The 25,921-nt window shown below is 61.1% G+C and carries 19 protein-coding genes and 1 tRNA gene; 6 read left to right on the plus strand and 14 right to left on the minus strand.

The features are described 5' to 3' along the window. Window positions 1-14 precede the first annotated feature (14 nt). From glgB to AC4CWH_RS01550, 7 genes are all read right to left on the minus strand, one after another. Complete coding sequence (gene glgB / locus AC4CWH_RS01520) at window positions 15-2,228, minus strand: 1,4-alpha-glucan branching protein GlgB (protein ID WP_491320102.1); 2,214 nt, start codon at window positions 2,226-2,228, stop codon at window positions 15-17. Beyond that, entirely contained in the window at window positions 2,228-4,690 is a 2,463-nt protein-coding gene (locus AC4CWH_RS01525) for a glycogen/starch/alpha-glucan phosphorylase (RefSeq protein WP_491320103.1), read from the minus strand. Before AC4CWH_RS01525 ends, glgB begins: the two co-directional genes overlap by 1 nt. Window positions 4,691-4,922: 232 nt before the next feature. Next, window positions 4,923-6,200: a TadE/TadG family type IV pilus assembly protein gene (locus AC4CWH_RS01530; protein WP_491320104.1), complete on the minus strand. Its 1,278-nt coding sequence runs from the start codon at window positions 6,198-6,200 to the stop codon at window positions 4,923-4,925. 115 nt (window positions 6,201-6,315) lie between these two features. Then, complete coding sequence (locus tag AC4CWH_RS01535) at window positions 6,316-7,197, minus strand: transglutaminase family protein (RefSeq protein WP_491320105.1); 882 nt, start codon at window positions 7,195-7,197, stop codon at window positions 6,316-6,318. Between the two features lie 3 nt (window positions 7,198-7,200). Next, the gene (locus tag AC4CWH_RS01540; protein WP_491321325.1) at window positions 7,201-9,603 is read right to left on the minus strand and encodes a circularly permuted type 2 ATP-grasp protein; all 2,403 of its coding nucleotides are present in this window, start codon (window positions 9,601-9,603) and stop codon (window positions 7,201-7,203) included. A 10-nt stretch (window positions 9,604-9,613) separates the two neighbouring features. After that, window positions 9,614-12,955, minus strand: a complete 3,342-nt coding sequence (locus AC4CWH_RS01545; RefSeq protein WP_491320106.1) for a transglutaminase family protein — start codon at window positions 12,953-12,955, stop codon at window positions 9,614-9,616. A gap of 375 nt (window positions 12,956-13,330) precedes the next feature. Then, complete coding sequence (locus tag AC4CWH_RS01550) at window positions 13,331-13,534, minus strand: DUF2735 domain-containing protein (protein ID WP_491283879.1); 204 nt, start codon at window positions 13,532-13,534, stop codon at window positions 13,331-13,333. A gap of 432 nt (window positions 13,535-13,966) precedes the next feature. Between AC4CWH_RS01550 and AC4CWH_RS01555 the strand changes: the two genes are divergently transcribed. Next, window positions 13,967-15,007, plus strand: coding sequence for a glutamine synthetase beta-grasp domain-containing protein (locus tag AC4CWH_RS01555; protein WP_491285200.1), 1,041 nt, complete (start codon window positions 13,967-13,969; stop codon window positions 15,005-15,007). 111 nt (window positions 15,008-15,118) lie between these two features. On the opposite strand, the gene AC4CWH_RS01560 is transcribed toward AC4CWH_RS01555, so the two are convergent. Next, window positions 15,119-16,909 carry a chloride channel protein gene (locus AC4CWH_RS01560; RefSeq protein ID WP_491320107.1) on the minus strand — a complete coding sequence of 597 codons (1,791 nt, stop codon included), beginning with the start codon at window positions 16,907-16,909 and terminating at the stop codon, window positions 15,119-15,121. A gap of 328 nt (window positions 16,910-17,237) precedes the next feature. Between AC4CWH_RS01560 and AC4CWH_RS01565 the strand changes: the two genes are divergently transcribed. Continuing rightward, window positions 17,238-17,591 carry a hypothetical protein gene (locus AC4CWH_RS01565; RefSeq protein ID WP_491283881.1) on the plus strand — a complete coding sequence of 118 codons (354 nt, stop codon included), beginning with the start codon at window positions 17,238-17,240 and terminating at the stop codon, window positions 17,589-17,591. 109 nt (window positions 17,592-17,700) lie between these two features. Here AC4CWH_RS01565 and AC4CWH_RS01570 read toward each other — a convergent pair whose 3' ends face one another. The 4 genes from AC4CWH_RS01570 to cpdR1 all read right to left on the minus strand — a co-directional run bounded on the left by AC4CWH_RS01570 (window position 17,701) and on the right by cpdR1 (window position 19,766). Beyond that, entirely contained in the window at window positions 17,701-18,354 is a 654-nt protein-coding gene (locus AC4CWH_RS01570; RefSeq protein WP_491320108.1) for a polysaccharide biosynthesis GNAT family N-acetyltransferase UppQ, read from the minus strand. A gap of 212 nt (window positions 18,355-18,566) precedes the next feature. Then, window positions 18,567-18,944: a PH domain-containing protein gene (locus AC4CWH_RS01575; protein ID WP_491320109.1), complete on the minus strand. Its 378-nt coding sequence runs from the start codon at window positions 18,942-18,944 to the stop codon at window positions 18,567-18,569. 279 nt (window positions 18,945-19,223) lie between these two features. Next, window positions 19,224-19,298 (minus strand) — tRNA-Val (locus tag AC4CWH_RS01580). A gap of 105 nt (window positions 19,299-19,403) precedes the next feature. Further along, entirely contained in the window at window positions 19,404-19,766 is a 363-nt protein-coding gene (cpdR1, locus tag AC4CWH_RS01585) for a response regulator CpdR1 (RefSeq protein WP_210105567.1), read from the minus strand. 178 nt (window positions 19,767-19,944) lie between these two features. On the opposite strand from cpdR1, the gene AC4CWH_RS01590 reads away from it, so the two are divergent. Further along, window positions 19,945-20,829 (plus strand): N-formylglutamate amidohydrolase, encoded by an 885-nt coding sequence (locus AC4CWH_RS01590; RefSeq protein ID WP_491320110.1) that lies wholly within the window; start codon window positions 19,945-19,947, stop codon window positions 20,827-20,829. Between the two features lie 306 nt (window positions 20,830-21,135). Then, window positions 21,136-21,906, plus strand: coding sequence for a histidinol-phosphatase (gene hisN, locus AC4CWH_RS01595; protein ID WP_491320111.1), 771 nt, complete (start codon window positions 21,136-21,138; stop codon window positions 21,904-21,906). Window positions 21,907-21,915: 9 nt separating this feature from the next. Here hisN and AC4CWH_RS01600 read toward each other — a convergent pair whose 3' ends face one another. After that, a complete protein-coding gene (locus tag AC4CWH_RS01600; protein WP_491320112.1) occupies window positions 21,916-22,884 on the minus strand; it encodes an alpha/beta fold hydrolase in 969 nt (322 codons plus the stop codon). A 501-nt stretch (window positions 22,885-23,385) separates the two neighbouring features. On the opposite strand from AC4CWH_RS01600, the gene AC4CWH_RS01605 reads away from it, so the two are divergent. Further along, window positions 23,386-23,868, plus strand: coding sequence for an Hsp20 family protein (locus AC4CWH_RS01605; protein WP_491320113.1), 483 nt, complete (start codon window positions 23,386-23,388; stop codon window positions 23,866-23,868). A gap of 100 nt (window positions 23,869-23,968) precedes the next feature. Here the strand turns inward: AC4CWH_RS01605 and AC4CWH_RS01610 are convergent, their stop codons facing one another. Continuing rightward, complete coding sequence (locus tag AC4CWH_RS01610) at window positions 23,969-24,967, minus strand: bile acid:sodium symporter family protein (protein ID WP_491320114.1); 999 nt, start codon at window positions 24,965-24,967, stop codon at window positions 23,969-23,971. A gap of 87 nt (window positions 24,968-25,054) precedes the next feature. On the opposite strand from AC4CWH_RS01610, the gene AC4CWH_RS01615 reads away from it, so the two are divergent. Next, window positions 25,055-25,915 (plus strand): LysR family transcriptional regulator, encoded by an 861-nt coding sequence (locus tag AC4CWH_RS01615; protein WP_491320115.1) that lies wholly within the window; start codon window positions 25,055-25,057, stop codon window positions 25,913-25,915. Window positions 25,916-25,921 lie beyond the last annotated feature (6 nt).

Genomic DNA, 25,921 nt, shown 5'->3' on the forward strand with positions numbered 1-25,921 from the left:
ATAGTTTTTGGTGCTCAGATTTCCGGTTCCAGCATGATGGTGGCAAGCGGCGGCAATGTGACCTCCGCATGGATGACGCCGCCGGCAGACACCGCCTGCACCTTGCCGCCATTGCCCTTGCCGCTGCCGCCATAGATTTCCGCATCGGTGTTTAAAACCTCGCGCCAGCGGCCGGCGCTCGGCAGCGGCACGCGGTAGTTCTCACGCAGGACCGGGGTGAAGTTGGTGATGACAGCCACCGGCTTTTCACCCGGCGCCTTGCGCAGCCACGCATAAACAGAGTTTTCCGAATCGTCGGCAATCAGCCACTCGAACCCTTCCGGTTCGCAGTCGCGCTGGTGCAGCGCCTTCTTGGAGCGGTAGGTGAAGTTGAGATCGCGCACCAGCCGGCGCATGCCCTCGTGCGGGTTGTAATGCAGAAGGTTCCAGTCGAGCGACCGCGCCTCGCTCCATTCGCTCCACTGGGCAAACTCCTGCCCCATGAACAGCAGTTTCTTGCCGGGATAACCCCACATGAAACCGTAATAGGCGCGCAGATTGGCAAACTTCTGCCAGTCGTCGCCGGCCATTTTGGCAATCAGTGAACCCTTGCCGTGGACCACCTCATCGTGGCTCAGCGGCAGCACGAAGTTTTCCGAAAAACCGTAGAGCAGGCCGAAGGTCAGCTCGTTATGATGGTGCTTGCGATGCACCGGCTCCCGCTTCAGGTAGCTCAGCGTGTCATGCATGAAGCCCATGTTCCACTTGAAGCCGAAGCCCAGCCCGCCTTCATGCACCGGATGCGACACCTTTGGCCAGGACGTGCTTTCCTCGGCAATGGTCATGACGCCGGGATGGGTGGAATAGCTCACGGTATTGAGCTTCTGGAGGAAACGCACCGTCTCGAGATTTTCGCGCCCGCCATATTCGTTGGGCACCCACTCGCCATCCTTGCGCGAATAATCAAGGTAAAGCATCGAGGCGACCGCATCGACCCGCAGCCCGTCGAGGTGGAATTTCTCCGACCAGTAGAGCGCATTGTTGACGAGGTAGGCGAGCACTTCCAGCCGGCCGAAATTGTAGATCGCCGTATTCCAGTCCGGGTGAAAACCCTGGCGGGGATCGGCATGTTCGTAAAGGGCGGTGCCGTCAAACTCGCGAAGCCCGTGGGCATCGGTCGGGAAATGCGCCGGCACCCAGTCGAGGATCACGCCGACGCCAACCTTGTGACAGCCGTTGACGAAGCGGGCAAACCCTTCCGGCTCGCCGAACCGGGCGCTCGGGGCATAAAGCCCGGTCGTCTGGTAACCCCACGAGGGATCATAGGGATGTTCGGTGATGGGCAGGAATTCGATATGGGTAAAACCCATGTCGACCACGTAAGGGATGAGATCGGTCGCCAGTTCGTCCCAGCTCATGAAGGTGCCGTCAGCGCGGCGTTTCCACGATCCGGCATGCACTTCGTAGATGGAAATCGGCTGGCGGCGATGATCGGCCTTGGCCCAGAACTCGCGGTGGGCGGCATCCTCCCATTTCTGCACCAGTTCCGGCGTAGCGACGGAGGCGGTCTGCGGGCGAAGCTCGGCACGGCGCGCATAAGGATCGGCCTTCAGCGGCAACACTTCACCGGTTTTGCCGACGATCTCGAATTTGTAGGTCGCACCGGGGCGCACATCCGGCGCAAAGATTTCCCAGATACCGGTATCGACGCGCAACCGCATCACGTGGCGACGCCCGTCCCAGGCATTGAAATCGCCGACCACCGAAACGCGTGCGGCATTGGGCGCCCAGACGGCAAAGTGGAACCCGTCCACGCCCTCATGTTTTAGCGGATGCGCGCCCATCTTGTCGAACAGCCGCAGATGCGACCCCTCGCGCAAGAAATAGTCGTCCATCGGGCCGAGCACCGGGCCAAAACTATAGGGGTCGGTCAGCGCCCATTCCACGTCACCACGCCTTGCGCGGTAACGGATGCCGCGGGGTGCGGCAAGCGACACCACGCCTTCGAAAAAACCGTCGGCGTGGCGCAGTGTCAGTTCGCCAATCTCGGCTCCATCGAGCGAAAGCGCGGTGACGGCTTCCGCGCCTGGAATGAAACAGCGGGCAATAACCCCGCTGCCGGCTTTGTGGGTGCCGAGAACTGCGAAGGGATTGCCGTGTGAACCGCGGATGATCGCCTCGATCTCGGGAAGGGAAAGTTCAGTCGTGCCTGGTGCGTCCTTGCCGAGGTGTGTGGGCGTCTGGTTCATCAGGCTCTCCAGATCTCCGTCGCATACTGGCGGATGGTGCGGTCGGAAGAGAACCAGCCCATGCGCGCGGTGTTGCGGATCGTCTTGCCGTACCAGGACGTCTGGTCGGCCCAGATCTGGTCTACCTCGCGCTGCGCGTTGGCATAGGCGTCGAAATCACCTGCCACGAGGAACCAGTCGCTGGTGTAGATGCCGTCGATCAGTTCGGCAAAACGCGAGCGGTCGTCGGGCGAAAACACGCCGGAGGCAATCGCAGCCAGCGCCTGCGAAAGTTCGCGCGAGCCTTCGATGATGGCGCGGGGATCATACCCTTCGGTCCGCACACGCGACACTTCTTCTGCCGTCATGCCGAAGATCACGATGTTTTCGGCCCCAACATGGTCGCGCATTTCGACATTGGCCCCGTCGAGCGTGCCGATGGTGAGCGCGCCGTTCAGCGCAAACTTCATGTTGCCGGTGCCGGACGCTTCCATGCCCGCCGTTGAGATCTGTTCGGAGAGATCGGCTGCCGGCACAATGGTTTCCGCCAGCGTGACATTGTAGTTCGGGATGAACACGACCTTCAACAGGCCACGTACGGCCGGATCGTTGTTGATCACGCGGGCCACGTCATTGGCGAGCTTGATGATCAGCTTGGCATTGTGATAGCTCGGCGCCGCCTTGCCGGCGAACAGTTTTACGCGCGGCACCCAGTCGAGTTCCGGATGCGAGCGGATCTGGTCGTAGAGCGCTACGGCTTCGACGATATTGAGGAGCTGGCGTTTGTATTCATGGATGCGCTTGATCTGGATGTCGAACATGGCCGACGGATCAAGCCTGATGCCCATGCGGCTGCCAACAAGGTTGGCAAGCTTCACCTTGTTTGCCCGCTTCACGGCGGCGAACTTTTCCTGGAAAGTCTTGTCATCGGCAAAGGCATCGAGCGCCTTCAGCGCGTCGGTGTCATCCTCGAAACTGTCGCCGATCGTCTCGCGCAGGAGCCCGGTAAGCCCCGGATTGCACTGCATCAGCCAGCGGCGCGGCGTAATGCCGTTGGTCTTGTTGTTGATGCGCGCCGGGTAAAGCGCATGAAGGTCGGCAAACACCGTTTCCTTCATCAACTCAGTGTGCAGCGCCGAGACGCCGTTGATGGAGTGCGAGCCGACAAAGGCAAGGTTGCCCATGCGCACGCGCCGGTCGCCGTTTTCGTCGATCAGCGAGATCGAGCGGATCTGCCCGTCGCTGAACTTCTTGCCCTTGCGCGCATCGAGCAGGATCTTGGTGTTGATCGCATAAACGATCTGCATCAGGCGCGGTAAAAGGCGCTCGAACAGCGGCACGGGCCAGCTTTCCAGCGCTTCGGGCAAAAGCGTGTGGTTGGTGTAGGAGAAGGTCTTGCGGGTGATTTCCCAGGCCTCTTCCATGTCCATGCCATGCACGTCAACGAGAAGGCGGATGAGTTCGGCAATCGAAATGGCCGGGTGGGTGTCGTTGAGCTGGATCGCCACCTTGTCGTGCAGGTTGGTGAAATCGGGATATTGTTGCAGGTGGCGGCGCAGGATGTCCTGCAGTGACGCTGACGAGAAGAAATATTCCTGGCGCAGGCGCAGTTCCTGACCTGCCGGATTGGCGTCTGCCGGATAAAGAACGCGGGTCAGGGCTTCGGCCTTGTTGCTTTCACGCAGCGCCCCGATGTGGTCGCCGGCATTAAAGGCATCGAGTAGGATCGGGTCGATCGGCTGCGCCGACCAGAGGCGCAGCGTATTGACGCGTTTGCCGCGCCAGCCGACGATCGGCGTATCATAGGCCATGGCGATGACACGCTCGGCCGGCTTCCACACATAACGCGGCACATCGTCGTAACCGCCGACGCTTTCCACCGATCCGCCGTAACCGATCTCGTAGGAGCTTTCACGGCGCTCGAATTCCCAGGGGTTGCCGTGGGCAAGCCAGGTTTCCGGCAGTTCCACCTGCCAGCCGTCAGCCATCTGCTGGCGAAACAGGCCGTGGACATAACGAATGCCGTAGCCGTAGGCGGGAATTTCGACGGTGGCCATGCTCTCCATGAAACAGGCAGCCAGTCGGCCGAGACCACCATTGCCGAGCGCTGCATCAGGCTCAAGCCCGGAAATCACGTTGATATCGACGCCGAGCGAGGTCAGCGCATCGGTGATTTCTTCCATCAGGCCGAGATTGCTCACGGCATCGCGCATCAGGCGGCCGATGAGGAACTCCAGCGACAGATAATAGACGCGCTTGTCGCCGGTCGCATAGACCTTGCGGGTCGATTCCATCCAGCGATCGATGATGCGGTCGCGCACCACCAGGATCGTTGCCGTCAACCAGTCGTGCGGTTTTGCGACCTTGGCATCCTTGCCGATGCGGTAGGTCAGGCGCTCGATGATTTCTTCGGCCATGATCTCCGGGTTCGAGCTGCGGGGTGCCGGCTGCGGGATATCGACCGGGGAAACGCTGTTGTTCATGAGATCACCCAACTTTGCTTTCTGAAACGAGGAGGGACGGTTCTCAACGAACAATCCGCCATGGTGTCGGAACACAGTTTATGCATCGTTGGCAGGCACTTGCAATCATCCTCTGCAATGTTCTTGGCGTTCATCGTGTCGTGCGCTGGAAACCCCTCAACATCCTGAGAAAAAACGACAAGCCGCAGGCTGTCTGATCGGCTGCCGCAGCAAGCTGCATTGCCGCAAGAGCTTAGTTGGTCAGCCGCACCGCTGTCCTTGCGGCCTTGCGGCCGATATCGCCGAACGCCGTCACCAGGTCGCTCATGTCGGAAGAGGCATAATAATTGTCGGGGCCGCTGGCGCAGGCCTGCAGCAGCGCCTTGCCGCGATCAGGCGCCATGAAGGCCACGGTAAAGATGGTGATCTTGTCGTCCTTGGCCTGCTGGCAGGCGGCGCGCACCTTGTCATCGATCGAGCGGTTCCAGGCGTTGCTGTAGCCGGTCATTTCACCATCGGTCATCAGCACGATGAAACGGGCAAAATTGTCATTACCCTTGGCCTTGTGGGCCCTGGCTTCGGCAGGATTGGCCGATTTCAGGTCGGAGAAGGCAACGGCCATCGCGCCGCTTGCATCCGTGCCGCCGGCCGGCACTGCCGGCAGGGCGGTCACGTATGCGGCAGCCGCCGTCGTGCCCCAGGCCGGTTCCTGCGGCGTCTGTGTTTCGTGGGTATAGGAGACGGCACCGATGCGCATGAGGGTGCGGGCAGCCGTCTCCTGCGCGCTGGCATTTGTCGTGTCCGGGGCTGACGCCTTTTTCAACTCGGCAAACATCACGGCTGCGGCGGATTTGAGGGCTGAAATCTTCGTGACGTAATTGGCAACGGTTGCTGTGCCCGGCCGCGTGCAGGTCCGCCAGCCGCAGGAATACTGTTCCTGCACGCTGACTGTCTTTGTCGGGTTGACGGGATCGAGCGTCGTGGTGTCCTCTGCCATGGAGCCGGATTCGTCGAGCACAAGCAACATCGATAGCGCATTACCCTCGCGTGCGCTCTCAGCCGTGCTGGTCACGTTGACCGGCATGGTCTCAAATCCGAGAACGCGGGTCAGGGCGCTCAGCGGCACAAGGGTGCCGGTTGAAAGCGTGACCTCGAAAGCCTTTGAGGAGCCACCGGTGGCGGTGGTCGTGGCGGCAATCTCCGTTTTTGCTACCAGCGCCTCGCGTGCGGCATCCAGTTCAGCCTTCGATGCGCCCGACTGCTCGAGATCGGCCAGGTACTGGCTCGTGAGATAGTTCCGCGCCATCGCCATGGCACTCTCTTCGCTCAAATCTTCATTCGACATGCGGGACGCTGCCGCCAGCGTTGCGGCGTCGGCAATCGATTGCAGGTTTGACTTCTGCTGCATGACATGGGTGACATCGACGGCAATGCCTGTGCCGCCGATCAGCACCGGCAGGAGAATGGCGGTCATCAGAGCGAAATTGCCGCTTCGGTCGCAAAGCAGCCCGTGAAGGGAAAACCTCGCCATTATCGCCTCCATCAACCCATCAATCAGAACCGATGGACTGGATAGGCGCCGAGGCCTCTGAAAATCCCTAATATATTCGGTTGTATTTGATCAAGCCGCACCAGAACCGGGCGTCTCAGGCCTTGACCGGGATGACGTCGACGGCCTGTTCGGTCTTGTGTTTGCCATAGCTTTTCACCACGCCAATCACCGGCGCGACATCGGAATAATCGCGGCCGTAACCGACAACGATATGATCGCAGCTGGCGGCAATATTGTTGGTCGGGTCAAGCTCGATATAACCGGCGGCCTTGCCGCACCAGATCCTGACCCAGGCATGCATGGCATCGGCGCCCTCCAGCCGCTCCTTGCCGGGCGGCGGCAGCGTGCGCAGGAAACCGCTGACATACCCGGCGGGAATGCCCAGGCTGCGAAGGGCGACAATCATGATATGGGAAAAATCCTGGCAGACGCCCCGCTTCAGCCGGAACCCGTCGCGCGGGGTCGTATCGACGGTGGTGGCATCGGGATCGTATTTGAAGTCCTTGTGGATGCGGGCGCAGAGCGCCGTGGCGATTTCGCGCACCGTCTGGCCCGGCTTTAACCCCTCGCGGGCATAGGCGGCAATTTCGGCCACATCCGGCAAAAGCGGGCTGGCGCCCGACAGGTGGTGCGGCGAGGTGGCATCGACCGAAAGAAGGTTCTGCAGCTCCTGGCGCAGTTTTGGGAGTTCCGGCGAAAGGTCGGCCGTTAGGGCCACGCTTTCCACCTGCACGCGCGCCTGCATGCGGATATCCAGCCGGTCATGCAGGGCACGAAACAGGATGGATGTCGTCTGCTGGCCAAAGAAATCGGTAAATGTGCTGCGCTCGTCGGCCGTTGGCGAGACGGTCAGCGATCCCGCAATCAGTCTTTGCCGGTCGGGAAGCGACAGCGGCATGAGACGCAGCATATGCCGCGCGCCGGAGGCGGCCGCCTCGTAGTGATAACCCATGTGCAGCGACAGATCGTAAAGCATGGATTATCCGAAATAGGTCTGGCCGATGAGATCGGAAAGCTTTTCCATCTCCATCTCCAGCTTGCTGTAAATGTCGGTGCTCATGCCTTCCGGCGTCATCACCGCAAGGCTGGAATGCAGGCGCATGGCTTCACGGTCCAGCGCCGACATCTGCCCGTTGCCGAACGGATGCGGCAATTGCTCCACTTCCGTGCGGATCTCGTTCAGCTGGAACAGCACCGAGCGCGGGTTGAGCGGATCGAGCGCCAGAAGATCGGTGACGGTGAGGCGCGCCGTGTTGACATTGTAGCGGCGGCGATGGGTCATCACGCTGTCGCCGATTTCCAAGAGCATATCGAGCGATCCATCGGGCGCATCGGGGCCTGACATATGGCCGAGAAGCCGCGTCATGTGCAGCCCGCGTTCCAGATAACGGCCGATGGAGAGAAAACGCCAGCCGGTGAAGCGATACATGTTTTCATGCACGAGACCGGCAAAACCCGCAAGCTTGCGCAACAGCACGGTCATCGCATGGGCGGCGTCATCGCCACCCTGCACGGCCTCATGGAAGCGGCGGGCGGTCTTTGCCAGATCGTTCAACGCCAGCCAGCCATCGGGCGAAAACCGGTCGCGGATGTTGCTGGCGGAATAGATGGCGCTGTCGATGTTACGGATCAAAGGCTCCGGCACGGCCTTGACCATCTCCATGTCGGTGCCTTCGAGGTAGCGCGCCACGTCGGCTAGCAGCGGCTGCTCGGGATCGGCGGATTCGGCGTAGCGCATGTGCCAGGCGCGCAGAATGCGCAGCGCCCCTTCCGCCCGCTCGATGTAACGGCCAAGCCAGAACAGGTTGTCGGCAGCCCGGCTCGGCAGGCTGCCGGGCATGTTGCGTGAAAAACTTTCCTCCGGTGGCAAAAGCGTCTGGCGCTCCACCGGCTTGTCGGAGACGATCCAGACGTCGGCGGCGGTACCGCCCGCCTGCATGGCAATGGCTGCCACATCGGCGCCGGAGCCGATACGGGCAAAACCGCCGGGCATGATCTGCCAGCCGTTTTCGGTGCGGGCGGCAAAAACGCGCAGCGACATCGGCCGCGGCGTCAGCTTGCCATCGACATAGGCCGGTGTGGTGGAGAGGGTGACGACTTCCTGACCCACGAGCTGACTGCCTTCGGCGGTCAGCCATTCCTCGACCGATTGTTTTGCGTTCTTACGGGGTGCTCCCAGAACGGACTGGCCGCCGTCATCAAAGAAGGGCAGGCGCGAATAGGCGGGGCCGATGACCATGCGGCCAATATTGTCGGCCACGTGCTGGCGCTCGGCCTTTTGCCCGCACCACCATGTGGCGATGGAGGGCAGGATCAGCTCTTCGTTCAGCAGATGATGACAGATGGTGGGCGTGAAGGCGAGCAGTGCCCGCGTTTCAAGGATGCCGGACCCCAGTGCATTGACGATGGAAACCGAACCGGCGCGCAGCGCCTGCACCATGCCGGGTGTTCCGATATGCGAGCTTTGGTTGAGTTCCAGCGGATCGGCATAGGCGGCATCGAGACGGCGCCAGAGAACGCCGACGGGCTTGAGGCCCGCCACCGTGCGCACCATCACCTTGTCGTTGACAACAGTCAGATCCTCGCCCTCGAGCAGCATGAAGCCGAGGTAACGGGCGATATAGGCGTGTTCGAAATAGGTTTCGTTGGCGGGGCCGGGCGTCAGAACCGCGATACGATCATCAGGGCTTTTTTTGTGCGCCTGCAGAGCATTGCGAAACGCGCCAAAGAAGGAGGCGAGCCGATGGACATGGGTTTCGCCATAAATGTCGGAGAAGGCGCGCGTGGTCGCCACGCGGTTTTCGAGCGCAAAACCGGCACCGGAGGGCGCCTGCGTGCGGTCGGCCAGCACCCACCAGTTGCCATCGGGACCGCGGCCGATCTCGAACGAACAGAAATGCAGGTAATGTCCATTGGCCGGTTTGACGCCGACGAGCGGGCGCAAAAATTCCGGATTGTTGGCGACAAGCGCCGGCGGCAGGATGCCCTCCTGCACCAGCGTGTTGTCACCGTAGATATCGGCGACGATCTTTTCCAGAAGATCGGCGCGCTGGATAAGGCCCGCGGAGACCTTTTCCCACTCCTTGCCGTCGATCAGAACCGGAACGTGCGAGATCGGCCAGCTGCGTTCGCCGCTGCCCTTGGGGCCATAGGCCCGGTAGAACACGCCGGCATCGCGCAGATAACGATCGGCGCGGGCAAAACGTTCGTGCAGTTCGGCCTCCGACAGGCGACTGAGCGCATCGATCATGGTCTGCCAGACCGGCCGGATCTCACCGTCGCGGTCGAGCATTTCGTCGGAAACGCCGGGCAGCGCGCGATAACCGAGGATGGGATCCTCGCCAATCGCCTCGCTTTGCGCCTTCAGGTCGCCCGCCCGGATCACTGCCACATCACACTCCTATCGGCCGGCGCATGTCGAGCGTCAGCGGAAACTCCGGCGAGACCCGTTCTGGCGTCACGTCGTAACGGCCAGCCGTATGCCCCCAAGGTTCAAAGCGCGCAAGCCTGCGGGCCTCCGCCTCGTTACCATTGACGGGGAAAGTCTCGTAATTGCGTCCGCCCGGATGCGCCACATGATAAACGCAACCGCCGATGGAGCGGCTGGACCAGGTGTCATAGATATCGAAGGTGAGCGGCGTGTTGACCGGGAGAACCGGATGCAGGCCGGCCGCCGGCTGCCAGGCCTTGAAGCGCACGCCGGCAACCGAAACGCCGGATGTGCCTGTCGGCGCAAGCGGCACGGCACGGCCATTGCAGGTAACCCGGTAACGCTGAGGATTATCCGTCTGCAGCGTGACCTGCAGGCGTTCCACGGAGGAATCCACATAACGTACGGTGCCACCAATGGCGCCCTGTTCGCCCATCACGTTCCACGGTTCCAGCGCCTGGCGCAGTTCCAGCTTCACGCCCTCGTATTCCACCTCGCCGAAGAAGGGGAAGCGGAATTCCAGCTGTGCGGCAAACCATTCCGGGCGGAAATCGAAACCGTTCTGCCTCAAGTCCGCGAGCACGTCCATGAAATCCGCCCAGACGTAATGCGGTAGCATGAAACGGTCGGCGAGCGCCGTGCCCCAGCGCACGAAGGAGCCCTGCAGCGGGTTTTTCCAGAAGCGGGCGATGAGCGCGCGCACCAGAAGTTGCTGGGCCAGCGACATGCGGGCGTTCGGCGGCATTTCGAAACCACGGAATTCCACAAGGCCAAGCCGGCCTGTCGGCCCATCCGGCGAAAACAGCTTGTCGATGCAGATTTCCGAGCGGTGGGTATTGCCGGTGACGTCGGTCAGAAGATTGCGGAACAGGCGGTCCACCAGCCAGGGCAGGGGGGCTGGCCCCGTGCCGGGCAGGGGCACCTGCGCCATGGCGATTTCGAGTTCGTAGAGGCTGTCGTGGCGGGCCTCATCGATGCGCGGGGCCTGACTGGTCGGGCCGATGAACAGGCCGGAGAACAGATAGGACAGCGCCGGATGGCGCTGCCAGTGCAGGACAAGGCTTTTCAGGAGATCTGGACGGCGCAGGAACGGGCTGTCATTCGGATTGGCACCGCCGACCACCACATGGTTGCCACCGCCGGTGCCGGTATGGCGCCCGTCGATCATGAACTTGTCGGCCCCGAGCCTGCTCTGGCGGGCTTCCTCATAGATGGCCGTCGTGATGTCGACGCAGTCCTGCCAGTTGGAGGCGGGGTGAATGTTGACCTCGATGACGCCGGGATCGGGAGCGACGCGGATAACGTTCAGCCGCTCGTCCTGCGGCGGCGCATAACCTTCGATGTGGACGGCAAGGCCAAGCTGGGTCGCGGCGCGTTCAGCAGACGCGATCAGATCGAGATATTCCTCGATGCTGACGGTCGGCGGCATGAAGACGCAAAGGCGCCCGTCACGCGCTTCCACGCTGATGGCCGTGCGCACAAAACCGATGATTTCTTCGCTCACCCGCTGTTGCGGCTGCGCATTTTCGGCGGTCGGCTCGAAATGTGCCGCCGAAAGCTTGCGCTCCTTCTTGCCCTCGGCCGTCGGTTCCTCGTGGAAATCCGGCAGCGGTGTGCGCTCGATGCTCGGGTCCATCGGGTTGATATAGGGATATTGCGAGGGCGGGATATAGGGCAGCGCGTTCAGCGGCAGGCGATAGCCGACGGGGCTGTCGCCCGGCACCAGAAAGACGCGGCCGCGCCGCGTGCGCCATTTTTCGCTGACCCAGCGCGGCCCGGAGGCGCGGCTGTTCCACGCCTGCACCGGCAGCACATACCCGGAGGGGCGGGTGAGGCCGCGTTCGAACACGCGGGCGAGGCGATTGCGCTCTTCCGGGTCCTTCAGCTTGGAATTGGCCGGATCGACATTGTCGGGCAGGTTTGCCTCACGCAAAATCCATTCGCCCGGATCCTCGAAGGCCGGCACCACCATGTCAGGCGTAATGTCGAGTTCGCTGGCAATGGCAGACAGAAGGCGCCCGGCATCCTCTTCGGTCACCTCGTAGTCCTGGCCTTCCTCGGCAATCAGGCTGGGATCGCGCCAGATCGGCTTTTCGTCACGGCGCCAATAAAGCGAAAAGGTCCAGCGCGGCAGGCTTTCGCCCGGATACCACTTGCCCTGGCCGTAATGCAGGAAACCGCCCGGCGCAAAACGTTCGCGCAGCTTGCGGATGAGGATATCGGCCTTGTCGCGTTTGGTCGGGCCAACGGCTGCCGTATTCCATTCCTCCGACTGGAAATCGTCGATGGAGACGAAAGTCGGTTCGCCACCCATGGTAAGCCGCACATCTTCAGCCGCCAGCACCTGATCCACCTTGCGGCCGAGCGTGTCGAGCGCCTGCCAGCTTTCCTCGGAAAACGGCTTGGTGATGCGCGGATGTTCGGCGACGCGCGTGACGCGCATGTCGAATTCGAACGCGGTCTCGGCTTCACCGAAATAACCGCCGGAAATCGGCGCGGCATTGCGGAAATGCGGGGTGGCGGCGAGCGGAATGTGGCTTTCGCCGGTCAAAAGCCCGGAGGTCGGGTCAAGGCCGATCCAGCCGGCGCCGGGAAGATAGACTTCCGCCCAGGCATGCAAGTCGGTGAAATCCACTTCCGTGCCGGAGGGGCCGTCAAGCGCCTTCAGGTCCGGCGTCAGCTGGATGAGGTAACCGGAGACGAAACGAGCGGCAAGACCGAGATGGCGCAGCACCTGCACCAGCAGCCAGCTTGTATCGCGGCACGATCCGAGCGCCGTCTCCAGCGTCTTTTCCGGCGTCTGCACGCCGGGCTCCATGCGGATGACATAACCGATATCGCGCTGCAGGCGGGCGTTGAGGCCAACCACCATATCAACGGTCGGCTGATCCGGTGACCAGTCCACCGTTTTCATGAAGGCCGAGAGCAGCGGGCCTGCCGGTTCCGGCTTGCGGTAGATGGAGAGATCCTCGACGAGATCTTCCGGATAATCGAAGGGCCAGCGGCTGGCCTCTTCTTCTACGAAGAAATCGAACGGATTGTAGACCGTCATGTCGGCAACGAGATCGACTTCGATCTTCAGTTCCGTCACCGGTTCTGGAAAAACGTAGCGGGCAAGATAATTGCCGTAAGGGTCCTGCTGAAGATTGACGAAATGGTTCGCCGGCGAAACCTTGAGCGAGTGACTGATCACGCGCGTTCTGGAATGCGCGGCCGGTTTCAAGCGAATGATCTGCGGCCCGAGGCGGACCGGCCTGTCATATTTATAATGCGTCAGGTGATAAATGCTGGCCTTGATCGACATGGAACTCCTAGTCGGGCCCCTTCAGATGGACCCGGCGCGCATGAAGGGCCGGAGTTTGTGCAATGCAGGAGAAGAAAGCAAGGCACTTCGGCGCTTATCCCGCAAAGCGGGCGCGCCTTGCCAAAGCAAAGTGCAAGATGATTCCGAAACGGCAGGCCATAATGGTTGTTTTCACACCAAGGCCTTTCACAAGATCCCGGCTGTATGGTGCGAAGATCTTGATTTCCTGCCCTTTTATGTTTCTGGCTGCCCTAATATCAGGCGCTTGTGGGAGCGACCCGGAACCGTGGAAGCGGGCATTGCGTGCGAAATGCCCAATCAAAAGGCTTTCGCACAATATTTGCGCTCAAGTGCCTGTCGGATGTGCAAATGTGCTCAGCTGAGCTTGCCGGTCGGAGGGGTCGGGCCAGAGATGGCTTCTTCATGATACCAGCAACCGCCGAACGCGAGATCCGTGTGGTGGGCAGCCTCAGCCTCGAGCTTGACCTCGGGACGCTGGTTGCGCTCACGCAGTCGGCGGACGCCGCCAACGGGGAAGGGAATGATCTGCGCAGTGGTGGGTTCGATTGCCGTGGCCATGGTCTTATCCTTTGTACATTCTTCCATTCCAAAAGGCGATTATGCCTAAATTTCGATCACGATGCATTATTTTGCATCTTTTTGGTGGTCTAATTTTATGCATTATGCCTAGAATCTGGACATTTGGCAACTGTGATAAGTGAGGACTGAGGAATGAGGGCGGAGCGGCTGTTGCGCGCACCCCGACCCTTTCCCTTCAACACGGCGCAGTGCCTGCGGTTCCCCGGAGCGGGGGCAGAAAGCCCCTGTCGCCTACCAGGATCGCGCCGGCAATCGGCATGGTGCGGGCCTCGAAAACCGCAAAACGCGGCCGATGCCGTCAACTGGCACGCAATATGCATTTCCTCTGACAGTCCCGGCGGTGGCGCCCATGATGTGGTGCCCTGGCGCGGGATGTGCTCACACCTCGCAGCATAGAAACGAGAGATGACTATGACGAAATACAAGCTCGAGTATATTTGGCTCGATGGTTACAAGCCGGTCGCCAATCTTCGTGGCAAGACGCAGATCAAGGAATTCGACGAATTCCCGACGCTGGAGCAGCTGCCGCTCTGGGGTTTTGACGGTTCGTCCACCATGCAGGCCGAAGGTCATAGCTCCGATTGCGTCCTGAAGCCCGTCGCCATCTATCCCGATCCGGCCCGCACCAACGGTGCGCTGGTCATGTGCGAAGTCATGATGCCCGATGGCGTCACGCCGCATGCAACCAACAGCCGCGCCACGATCCTTGACGACGAAGGCGCCTGGTTCGGTTTCGAACAGGAATATTTCTTCTACGAAAACGGTCGTCCGCTCGGCTTCCCGGAACAGGGTTATCCCGCTCCGCAGGGTCCGTATTACACGGGCGTCGGCTACAAGAACGTCGGTTCGGTTGCCCGCGAAATCGTTGAAGAGCACCTGGATCTGTGCCTTGCTGCCGGCATCAACCACGAAGGCATCAATGCCGAAGTGGCCAAGGGCCAGTGGGAATTCCAGATTTTCGGCAAGGGCTCCAAGCGCGCCGCCGACCAGATCTGGATCGCCCGTTACCTGCTGCTGCGCCTTTGCGAACAGTACGGCATCGACGTCGAATTCCATTGCAAGCCGCTCGGCGATACCGACTGGAACGGCTCGGGCATGCACTGCAACTTCTCCACCACCTTCCTGCGCGAAGTTGGCGGCAAGGAGTATTTCGAAGCCCTCATGGCCGCTTTTGCCAAGAACTGGGAAGAGCATATCGCCGTCTACGGTCCGGACAACCACCTGCGCCTGACCGGCAAGCACGAAACCGCTCCGTGGAACAAGTTCTCCTACGGCGTTGCTGACCGTGGTGCCTCGATCCGCGTTCCGCATTCCTTCGTCAACAACGGTTACAAGGGTTACCTGGAAGACCGCCGCCCGAATTCGCAGGGCTGCCCTTACCAGATCGCTTCGGTCGTTCTGAAGACGATCGCCGAAGTACCGACTGCCGATTACGCCAAGAACGCTGCATAAGCTTTCTTACCCCAAGACTTTTCATGACGAACGGGCACCGGAGCAATCCGGTGCCTTTTTTCATGGGCGTGGCGGAATGAGAGACAATGTGGCGGTCGGCGCGCCGAAGTTTCAGACCTCGCCCACGGCCTCGCGGCGGCGGCGGTCCAGTTCTTCGCTGTAGCGGCGCAGGGTATGGGCTTCGCTGAGCTGGCCGAGAACCCGCCGCTCGATGAGGTTGTTGATCACAGGCAGCGCTTCGGCGCGGGCCTGGTCGAAGATTTCGGCGGCCTGTTTGGCATTCATCTGCGGCAGCAGGAAATCGTTCTTGTGGCTGATGAAATCCGCGACATCGGTGCGTGGCTGGGCAACATCGGCCTCATCGGCATAGATATCCGGCAGCGAGATCAGGCCGGCATAACGATCCTGGTCGTCGAGCAGGATGACGCGCTTGGCCGAGCCCAGCGGAAACGCCTCGCGAAATTCCGCAAGCGAGGTGCCGAGTTTTGCGCATTTCACATCCGCGCGCATCAACTTGTCCACCGTGAGGTTGCGGATCCAGCCGACGTCATGGGCGCTGCGGATGCTTTCGCCGCGCAGGTGAAAACGCCAGGTGGCAAAGGAATAACCGAATGTGTTGCGAACGACGAGCGACGAGGTGATGACGGCCGCCAGAACCAGCGCCGTGATCGGAAAATCGGCGGTGATTTCGAGCGCCAGAAACGTCATGGTGAGCGGCCCGCCGATGATGGCAACGGCCAGCGAACTCATGCCGACGACGGCAAGGACGGTGGGCGTCAGCGTGCCGGTGGTGATAAAATCGGCCGGCGTGCCAAAGATCTTGCCGATCAGCGAACCCATGAACAGCGACGCAAAAAACAGGCCGCCGCGAAAGCCGGAGCCGATGGAGACGGCAGAGGCCAGCGATTTCAAGAGCAGGATGCCAATGAGGATTTTTGCCGGGGCCTCGCTGTCGAGGTTGAGGTGCAGCGCGCCATGGCCGGCAGACAGAACCTGTGGCGTGATCATCGCCAGAAGCCCGACGACAATGCCGCCGAGCGCCGGACGCACGTAAGGTGGCAACGAGCTTTTGCGCGCCATCTCCTCGACCAGGGCAACGCCCTGCATGATGAGGATGCCGACGCCGGCGCAGATGGCGCCGAGTGCAATGGCCGGCACGTAGTCTGCCGGTGTGATGATGCCGATCTCACCGACTTCGATGATAAAGCTGTTGCCGGAAAAGGCACGCGCCGCAAAGGTTGCGATAATGGCGGCCACCACGACGGGCGCCAGCGCCACCATGCTGTAGGTGCCGATGATCAGCTCGAAGGCGTAGAAGGCGCCGGTCAGCGGCGCATTGAAGGCAGCGGCAATGGCGCCGGCTGCCCCGCAGCCAACGAGGATGCGCATGTCCTCGCGCCGCAGATTGAGTTTGGTGCCGAGCTTGGAGGCAATGCCCGCGGAAAGCTGCGTATAACCGGCCTCCAGCCCCACAGAGGCGCCAAAGCCGTTGGAGATGAGGTTCTGGCCGGCAACGATAATGCTGTCGGTCAGCGAAATGCGCCCGCCATAAAGCGCGTTTGCCTCGATGGGGTCGATGATGGCGCGCTTGCGCCGTTTGGCGAGGATAAAGAGGACGATGCCGAGAAGCACACCGCCGGCAATGGGGGCGGCGAGCACGATCAGCTTGTTTTCGATGGTCGAGGAACTCAGCCAATCCCCCATTGTGATGCCGAAGATCAGGCTGTGCAGGCTGCGTGAAATCCAGCTCATGCCACTGACGGCGGCACCCGCGGCAAGCCCGATCACCATGGCGGACAGCACCAGGCCGATTTCGCTGCCGCGGGCAAAGGCCTTTTTCTTGGCAAGTTTTGTCCAGGTCTGGACCAGACGGATAAACGATGCGGTGGAGAGCGTCTTCATCGGGCTGTTCGCCCTCCTGCATGGGTCTTCTGCCTGATGGCAATCAGTTGCGGCTGTGTCGCCGGTTTTCCGCCACGCTTCGCGGGCGGGTCAAAGCACAAGTCCTGTCCGGGTTTCAAGCTCTTCTCGCGGTTCCAGTCATAGCTAGGCGATTTCCGTCGAATTCGAGGCCGCCATAAACGTTTTTCATGAAAATCATACGTTGGCCGCCAGTTTTCCGCCCGTTTGTAACATCTGCAGGCCCGATGAAGGATGAATGGAGGATTCAGCGAAGGTTCAGGCGGCCGGCTCAATTCTCTGCCCGTCGACTGACACGAGGTAGATGACCATGAAGGCCCTTATTCTTGCTGCCGCACTTGCCACCGTACCGGCCCTGACGGGCACGGGCACGAGCTTTGCCCAGCCCCTGCCGTCTTCGTTTTCCTTCACGCAACAGCAGGCTTTTGAGCCCGGTCTGGTCCAGAAGGTGGATTATGCCTGCGGTCGCGGCTGGCGCCTGACCCGCTGGGGCGAATGTGTGCCGCGTCGCGGTCCGCCGCCGCCGCGCTACTACCGCCCGCCACCGCCCGACTGGGGCTGGGGACCGCCGCCACCCCGTCATCGCCCGCGTGGCGATTGGGGCCCACCGCCACGGGGCGATTGGGGCCCGCCACCGCGGCACTGGGGTGGTGACCGCTGGTAATGTCTCCAGGATAGCCTCTCAAGGCATGAGGAGAGTAACAATCGACAAGGGCGAGCCTGAGATCCGGCCCGCCCTTGTTCTTTAGTGTATGCCTTCAAGCTGTTGCGGATCAGCGCGACGCTGTCTGGCGTAGCAGGCGACAGAGATTGACCAGTGCCGCATCATAGCTTGATGCGTTGATGGTGGCGCAGCGCACCATCATCTGCCGGCGCTCGTCGCCCGACATATTGCGCAGCGTCTGCATCTGGGCGGGCGTCAGGCTTCCGGGGCTACCGTTGCCCGGAGTGCCATTCCCTGGATTGGCGCCCGGGTTGCCGCCGGGATTACCGCCCGGGTTGCCGCCGCCGGGCCGCGTGCCTCCGATCCCGACATTTGCATCCACGTCAACGCCGCGTCCGCCACCGACACCGACGCCAACATCGGCATTAACGCCGCGGCTGCCGCCGATGGAGGCTGTGGCGCCCGCGTCAATGCCGCTTCCGCCGCCAACATTGGCATCGGCCCCGGCGTTCACGCCATTGCTGCCGCCAACCGAGGCGTTGACATCGGCGCCGGCAACGCTTCCGCCGCCGACATTTGCATCCGCGCTGGCGTTAACGCCATTGCTGCCGCCAGCAGACACGTCGGCTCCAACACCCACGCCATTGCTCGTGTTCACATCAACGCCGGCGCTGATGCCGCCAACGGAGACGCCGATATCCTGTGCGAAAGACTGGTATGGCAAAGGTGCAGCAAAAGCGGCACTGACCAACAGTACACTCATGAATTTTTGCATTTTCTCCTCCACTTTTTAAAGTTGTACAGTGGTAGAACGACACGAATGACGAGTCTGTTTCCGAGTGGAGGAGGTGTTAACGCAATTGTGAAGAGAAGTTCTCAAGCAGTCTCGGAACACGGCCGGACTTTTACCTGGGAACGCGTGCGCCCCGATCAGGCAATAGGGCTTGAAGGGGAGGGCGGAGCCGGTGAAGCCATTTAACGGCAGACGCCGGTGGCAAGCGCCCGCTGGATACCGCGCACGTTGCTTCCCTTGCCAAGCGTCCGCTGGATCGGGGTCGCACTTCCCGAGACCCAGATCCGCAGTTCCGATTCGAGATCAAACGTGCCGGCGGTTTCCACCGAAAAGCGTGTGATGGCGCGGTAGGGCACGCTGGTATACTCGACCTTGCTGCCGGTCATGCCCTGGATATCCACAAGGATCAGCCGGTGCTGGGTGAAGACGAAAAAATCCCGCACGATGCGAAATGCCAGTTGCGGCGCCTCGCCATCGATCAGCACGCCATCGAGGCGTTTGGCAAGATCGGCAGGATCGACCTTGGATCCATGTCCCATCAGGCTATCAAAAAGTCCCATCGTCTCGCTCCCATGGCAGGTGGTTGATGAGCAAGAGATAGGCAGCCGATGGAAAAATGCATCCCCGGCATTCTCGCAGCGGATGTGAAAGGTGGGGCTTCACCCTGTGGATAAGTTTCAAAGACGGTGCTGAAGGGCAAGCGGCGGCACCGAGCAGCGGTGCTTTTTTGCCGACAGGGCGGCCGGCTAACAGGCGGAGAAAGAAGGCGATGAAAATCCGTCGAGAGCCCTAAAACGGAGAAATCCGCCGAAGCGGATTTCTCAACGTTTAGAATGGAATGGTGGGCGTGACAGGGATTGAACCTGTGACCCCTACGATGTCAACGTAGTGCTCTCCCGCTGAGCTACACGCCCTTCCGTGACGCGGCATAGACCATAACAGGCTCTGTCCGTCAACCGCTTTTTTCGCCGGTCATGACTGTTTTTTGACAGTCGCTTCCGGAAGCCCGGAATCCCGGCTCAGGCGGCCAGAAGCTTGTTCACTTCGTCCACAAGATCGCGCAGGTGGAAGGGCTTGGACAGCACCTTGGCATCCTTCGGGGCCTTCGAATCGGAATTCAGCGCCACGGCGGCAAAGCCGGTGATGAACATCACCTTGAGGTCCGGATCGAGTTCGGTGGCGCGGCGTGCCAGTTCGATGCCGTCCATCTCGGGCATGACGATGTCGGTGAGCAGCAGCGAAAACGGTTCTTCGCGCAGCCGGTCATAGGCGCTTGCGCCATTGTCGAAGGACGCCACCTTGTAGCCGGCCTTTTCCAGCGCCTTAACCAGGAAGCGGCGCATATCGTTATCATCTTCGGCAAGAAGGATTTTTTGCATCATCAGGACCGTTTATGGTTTCTCATGGTTCGGAGGTTCTGCACCTTACGGATCCGCAGTAAAAAACCTGTGAATGCGCGCGGCGACAACGTCCATGGGCGTGGTTGTAGATAGTATGGACTTCACTGCTGGCAACTGGCAACATGGGGTTAAGACAAGTTCACGGCATGGTAAAGGGCAGATGGATTGGGTGACGGGCGATTTTGACCCCTTCGAGGTACGCGAGCCTGACACGCAGACAATTCCCTTCGTGTTCAACTCTCCCCATAGCGGGCGCCAGTATCCGGCAGAGTTTCTGAAGGCTTCACGTCTCGACCAGATCGGCATCCGCCGCTCGGAAGATCATTATGTCGATGAGCTGTTTGCCGATGCGACCATGCTGGGTGCGCCGTTTCTTGTGGCAAATTTTCCCCGCGCCTATCTCGATGTCAATCGCGAGCCCTATGAACTCGACCCGCGCATGTTTGATGGCGCGCTGCCATCCTATGCCAATATCGGTTCCATGCGGGTGGCGGGCGGCCTTGGCACCGTGCCGCGCATCGTTGCCGAAAACATGGAGATCTATGCGCGCCGGCTTTCGGTGGATGAGGCGCTGTCACGCATCGAAACCATCTACAAACCCTACCACGCCTGCCTTCGCCGGCTGATTGCGCGCACCCATGCGCGTTTTGGTCTGGCGATCCTCATCGATTGCCATTCCATGCCGGGCACGATCCGGCTTGCGGGCTCGGATGTGCGCCCGGATTTCATCATCGGGGACCGTTACGGCACCAGCGCATCGGCCGAACTGTCACGCGCGGCGCTGCATTTTCTCGAAGACATGGGCTTTAACGCCGTGCGCAACAAACCCTATGCGGGCGGTTTCATCACCGAACATTACGGGCGCCCGGTGCGCGGCCTGCATGCGCTGCAGATCGAGGTCAACCGTGCGCTTTACGTGGATGAGGTGACATTGCAGCGGCGGCCGGATTTTGATCTGATTGCCGGCGCGCTCTCCACCTTCATGCGCCAGATGGTGGAATTTTCCGTCGGTTTCAGCGTCGATGCGGCGCTGGCGGCCGAATAGGCCTCGCTTTTCCTACTTCTTTTTCCGCAACCCCTGCGCTGTTCCTTCAGGCCTTTGCACGCCTGCGGCTAACGTGTGGCCAAAAAAAACCGCGCCTACGGGCGCGGCTAAGTCTAGGGAGGAAACACCCAAGGAGGGTATTTACAGTCCGAAGACTGCGAGAGTGACTTTGCCGCGATACTGCTCAATTGTCAAGCATTTATTGTTCGTGATTAATTGTAAGGCAGGTGCCTTTTGACAGATCAGCCTTGCCCGGCAGCAACGTTCGGCTAGAAAGGATGGATCGCTTCAAGAACGGGATGTCCCATGCTGCCTGACCGCGCCTTTTTCGATGCCCTTGCCGATGCCGCACGCCGCGAAACCCTGCCGCGCTTTCGCACTGGAACGCTTGTTGCAAACAAGCTCTCAGGCGGGTTCGATCCGGTGACGGAGGCGGATCGCGCCGCTGAAACCGCCATCCGTGATCTCATCACCGCGAGTTTTCCAGATCACGGCGTGCTGGGCGAAGAGCACGAATCGGTTGGGCTCGACCGCGAGCATGTCTGGGTCATCGATCCGATCGACGGCACCCGCGCCTTCATTTCCGGCGTTCCCTCCTGGGGCACGCTGATCGGGTTTTATTCAAACGGTCGCAGCGTGATGGGCTTGATGGATCAGCCGTTTACCGGCGAGCGTTATTTCGCCGATGGCAACAACGCCTGGTATCGCGGCCCCGATGGCGAGCGGCAGATCCGCACGCGCGATTGCGCGACACTTGCCAATGCGACGCTGTTTACCACCTCGCCGCACATCTTCGAGGGCGATGACCTCAAGCGCTACCGTGCCGTTGAGGAAAAGGTGCAACTGTTCCGCTACGGGATGGATTGTTATGCCTACACGCTGCTGGCGGCTGGCCACATCGATCTCGTCATCGAAAACAACCTGAAGCCTTATGACGTCGGTGCGCTGATTGCGATCATCGAGCAGGCCGGCGGCATCATCACCACCTGGGAGGGCGGCCGGCCGGAAGCGGGCGGTAGCATTATCGCCGCAGGTAGCCGCGCCGTTTATGAAGAGGCGATCGCCTATCTGACGTAAGCGGGCAGATCAGGCGGCCGATTCGGAAAACTCCGGCATCGGTTCGCTGCCGGGCATAAAGGCCTGGATGGCCGCCAGAGCCTGAGCGCGAAAAATGTCGCGCTCCTGAAAGATCTCGTGGCGGGCGCCGGTGATGGTGATCAATTGTCCGGCGCGAAAATTGCGCGACAGCCGCTCCTGCGCCAGATAGGGCACGACGCCATCCAGCATCGGCGCGATCAGCAGTGTCGGTATGGTGATTTTTGTTAAGTGCGCCTGGGCCGAGACGCGGCCTGCCGTTTTCAGCGTCTCGTACAGCCAGCGGGCCGTCGGTGGGCCGATGGTCAGATCCGGCCGTGCGGCAATCATTTCGGCATTGCGGTCAAAGCGCTGCCGGTCCGATGTCAGCGGGTTGTTTTGAAACGGGCGTCGGCTGCGGTCCGCGCCGAGCGTCCTTGCTCCGAAGCCAAGGGTGGAGAGGAGCGTCGAAAGCCGCCGGATCCAGGGCTCGGGAAGCGATTGGCCGGTCAGCGCCACATAAGGGGCGGCCAGCGCCATGCGGTCGATGCGGTTCTGCAGGCGAGGGGCCGCCGAAAGTGCAATCAGCGCGCCGGTGGAATGGGCGATCAGGAAGAAGGGTAGGCGGGCATCCGGCAGCACGATCTTTTCGAGAAACAGTTCCAGATCCCGCTCATAATCGGCAAAGCGGCGCACATGGCCCTTGCGAACCTCTTTCAGCAGCCGCTCCGAACCGCCCTGGCCACGTAGATCGTAGGTCGCCACCCACAGCCCTTGCGCGTTGAGATCGCGGATCGTCTCGTAATATTTCTCGATGAACTCGTTGCGGCCCTGAACCAGCACCACGGTGCCGCGTGCCGGCGAGACATCCGAGCGAAACAGGGCGTAACGCAGTCGCGTGCCGCGATGGCCTTCGAAAAAACCGGCTGTGTGGTTTTCCGGAACGGGATTGCCGGGTGTGGAAAAGAGGATGTCGTCCATCGGGTGTCGCCTTGCTATGCGACGCGCGCCGGCACGGACGCGGCAAGGGTCGCTTGTCTGCTTCAACCGGCTGCCGGATGTCTGTGCGTGCAAACCACCGGGCTTGCGAACCATCGGGCAGGCTGCATGAGCAAGCGATAGGATCTTGCGCTGCGCGCGTCAAAGAAAAAAGCCGGAGCCGGATCGCCGGCCCCGACCAAATGACACTGAAGAGAAGGGACGTGACTTCAGTGGCCGGAGGCAGATCCGTCCGGTTGCCGCCTTTATGCAAGACTGCGCCTGAACGCTGCCGGAACCGGTCGTTCACCCGCCATTCAGGGACAAATCCGGCGGCCGGGGCCTCTCCCATTTTTTCAAACGCGAAGGTCTTGAAGCGGAATTTTGCAACTCCCATCTGTCTGTCACGGACGCCAAACGGGTCCGTAACCCAAGGGTGGCACCGCCAGAACGGGGTGCCGCCTCCAGACAAAACTTCGCAAACGTCGCTTCAAGGAGGACATCATGCGTCACGTCGATTTTTCGCCGCTCTATCGCTCCACCGTCGGTTTCGACCGTCTCTTTTCCATGCTCGATGGCGTGAGCCAGCCTGAGCAGGCCCAGACCTATCCGCCCTACAACATCGAACGCACCGGTGAGACCACCTACCGCGTGACCATGGCCGTGGCCGGTTTCGATGAAACCGAACTTAGCATCGAGGCCCATGCCAATGTGCTGACCGTGAAGGGTGAAAAGTCCGAGGAAGAGGGTGCGGAAAAGAGCGAATATCTCTATCGCGGCATTGCCAAGCGCGCCTTCGAGCGTCGCTTCCAGCTGGCAGACCATGTGGAAGTGCAGGCCGCCTCGCTGAAGAACGGTCTTCTGCACATCGATCTTCTGCGCAATATTCCGGAAACGCTAAAGCCCCGTCGCATCGCGATTGCCGCCGACGTGGTGGATGCCCCGAAGACCATCGAGGCCCAGCCGGCTCCGCAGCAGGTCAACTGATCCACACGTTCCCGATTAGTGGATTTTGTGAGGGCCTCTCCCAGACGGGAGGGGCCTTTTTGCTATGGGCGTAACATAGCTGCGAAAGTCCGGCCGACGGTCACACCTTGGCGGGATCGACGGCCATGTCGACGCTCACGGCTTTCTGTCTTGTTGCGTATTTCTGGGCAATGACGGCGCAGACCATCAGCTGGATCTGGTGGAACAGCATCAGCGGCAAAACGATGGCGCCGATGCTCTGGCCGGCAAAGATGGCGCCGGCCATCGGAACGCCGGAGGCAAGGCTTTTCTTCGAGCCGCAGAAGGTGATGGTGATCTCATCCTGCTTGTTGAAGCCCAGAAGCCGGCTGCCGAACATGGTGATGGAAAGAACAATGGCGAGCAGCACTGCATCAAGCGCGATCACCACGCCGATATCGGTGATGGAAAAGGTCTGCCACAGACCTTCGTTCACCGATTCGGAAAAGGCGAGATAAACCACCATCAGGATCGAGCCACGATCGACAGGCATCAGCAGTTTTTTGCGCGCCCGGATCCATTTGCCGATCCACGGCTCCAGCAGCTGGCCGAGGATGAACGGGGCGAGAAGCTGGAGAAGGATGGTTTCCAGCGCATCCAGCGAAAAGCCGGAGGTGCCGCTTGTCGTCATCAGCAGGCCGACGAGCAGCGGCGTCAAAAACATGCCGAACAGGTTGGAGGCGGATGCCGAGCAGATCGCGGCCGGCACATTGCCGCCAGCAATTGAAGTAAAGGCGATCGACGACTGCACGGTGGATGGCAGCACGCAGAGAAAGAGGATGCCGACATAAAGCTCCGGCTTCAGGATTTCGCCGGGAATAAAGCCGGCGGCAAGCCCGAGCAGCGGAAAGATCGCATAGGTGACGGCGAGAATGGTGAGGTGCAGGCGCCAGTGCAGCACGCCGGCCACCACCACATCCCGCGACAGGCGCGCGCCATGCAGGAAAAACAGAAGAGCGATGGCGCAATCGGTGGCGACACCGAAATATTCGGCGAAATCACCCTTTGCCGGCAGAAGCGAAGCGATGATGACCGTCGTCACCAGCATCAGGGTGAAACGATCCGGCAGAAAACGGCTCATGGGGCATCCTATCGTGCAATGAGGATTTACGTCTCGCTCATCATGAAGCAAGATGCAAACACTAACAGTTATCACGGATCGCGATAAATGCTGAACCTCACCCACCTCTCGAGCTTCGTCATGCTGCAGCAGACCGGCAGTTTTACGCTGGCGGCCGAGCGTCTCGGGCTTGGCCAGTCCACCATCAGCCAGCATATCCAGCGATTGGAAAAGGCGCTCGGGCGCCAGTTGATCGACCGTACGACGCATCAGGTGAAGCTGACGGCGGAGGGGGAGGCGCTGATCGGTTATGCGCGCGGCATGCTGGATATGAACCGAAGGGTGATGTCGCTGTTTTCGCAAACCCGGCTGCGCGGGCGCCTGCGGCTCGGCGTTTCCGAGGATGTGGTGGCAAACCGGCTCACCGGCATTTTGGAGGATTTCATCCGGCTTTATCCGCTGGTCGATCTGGAGCTGACGGTGGCGCTCAGCGCAACGCTGACCCAGATGCAGGAGGTGGGCGATCTCGACCTCGTGCTTGCCAAGCGCCATCCGGGGGAAACCCATGGGCGGTTTCTCTACCGCGAACCGCTGGTCTGGCTGGCGCGCGATCCGGATCTGGTGCGCCTGCAGGAGGATAAGCCGCTGCCGCTCATCGCCTTTCCGCCGCCGAGCATTACCCGCAAGGCAGCCCAAGATGCGCTGGACCGGGAAAAAATCCCGTGGCGGATCGTCTGTACCTGCGCGAGCCTCAGCGGGCTTACGGCAGCGGCCCGCGCCGGCATGGGCGTGCTGGTGCAGCCGCGCAGCATGGCGCCCTCAGGCCTTCGCGAGGTGACCGGCGCGCGCCTTCCGGTTCTGGAAGATGTGGAATTTGTCGCGGTGGCCCGACGCGGCGCCGATCAGGCGCTGGTGGAGGCGCTGTCGAGCCTCATCGTGCAGCACATCACCCCGCAGGCGGCGGCGTGATGGCGG

It is taken from the genome of Neorhizobium sp. PAMB6716, from assembly GCF_058242805.1.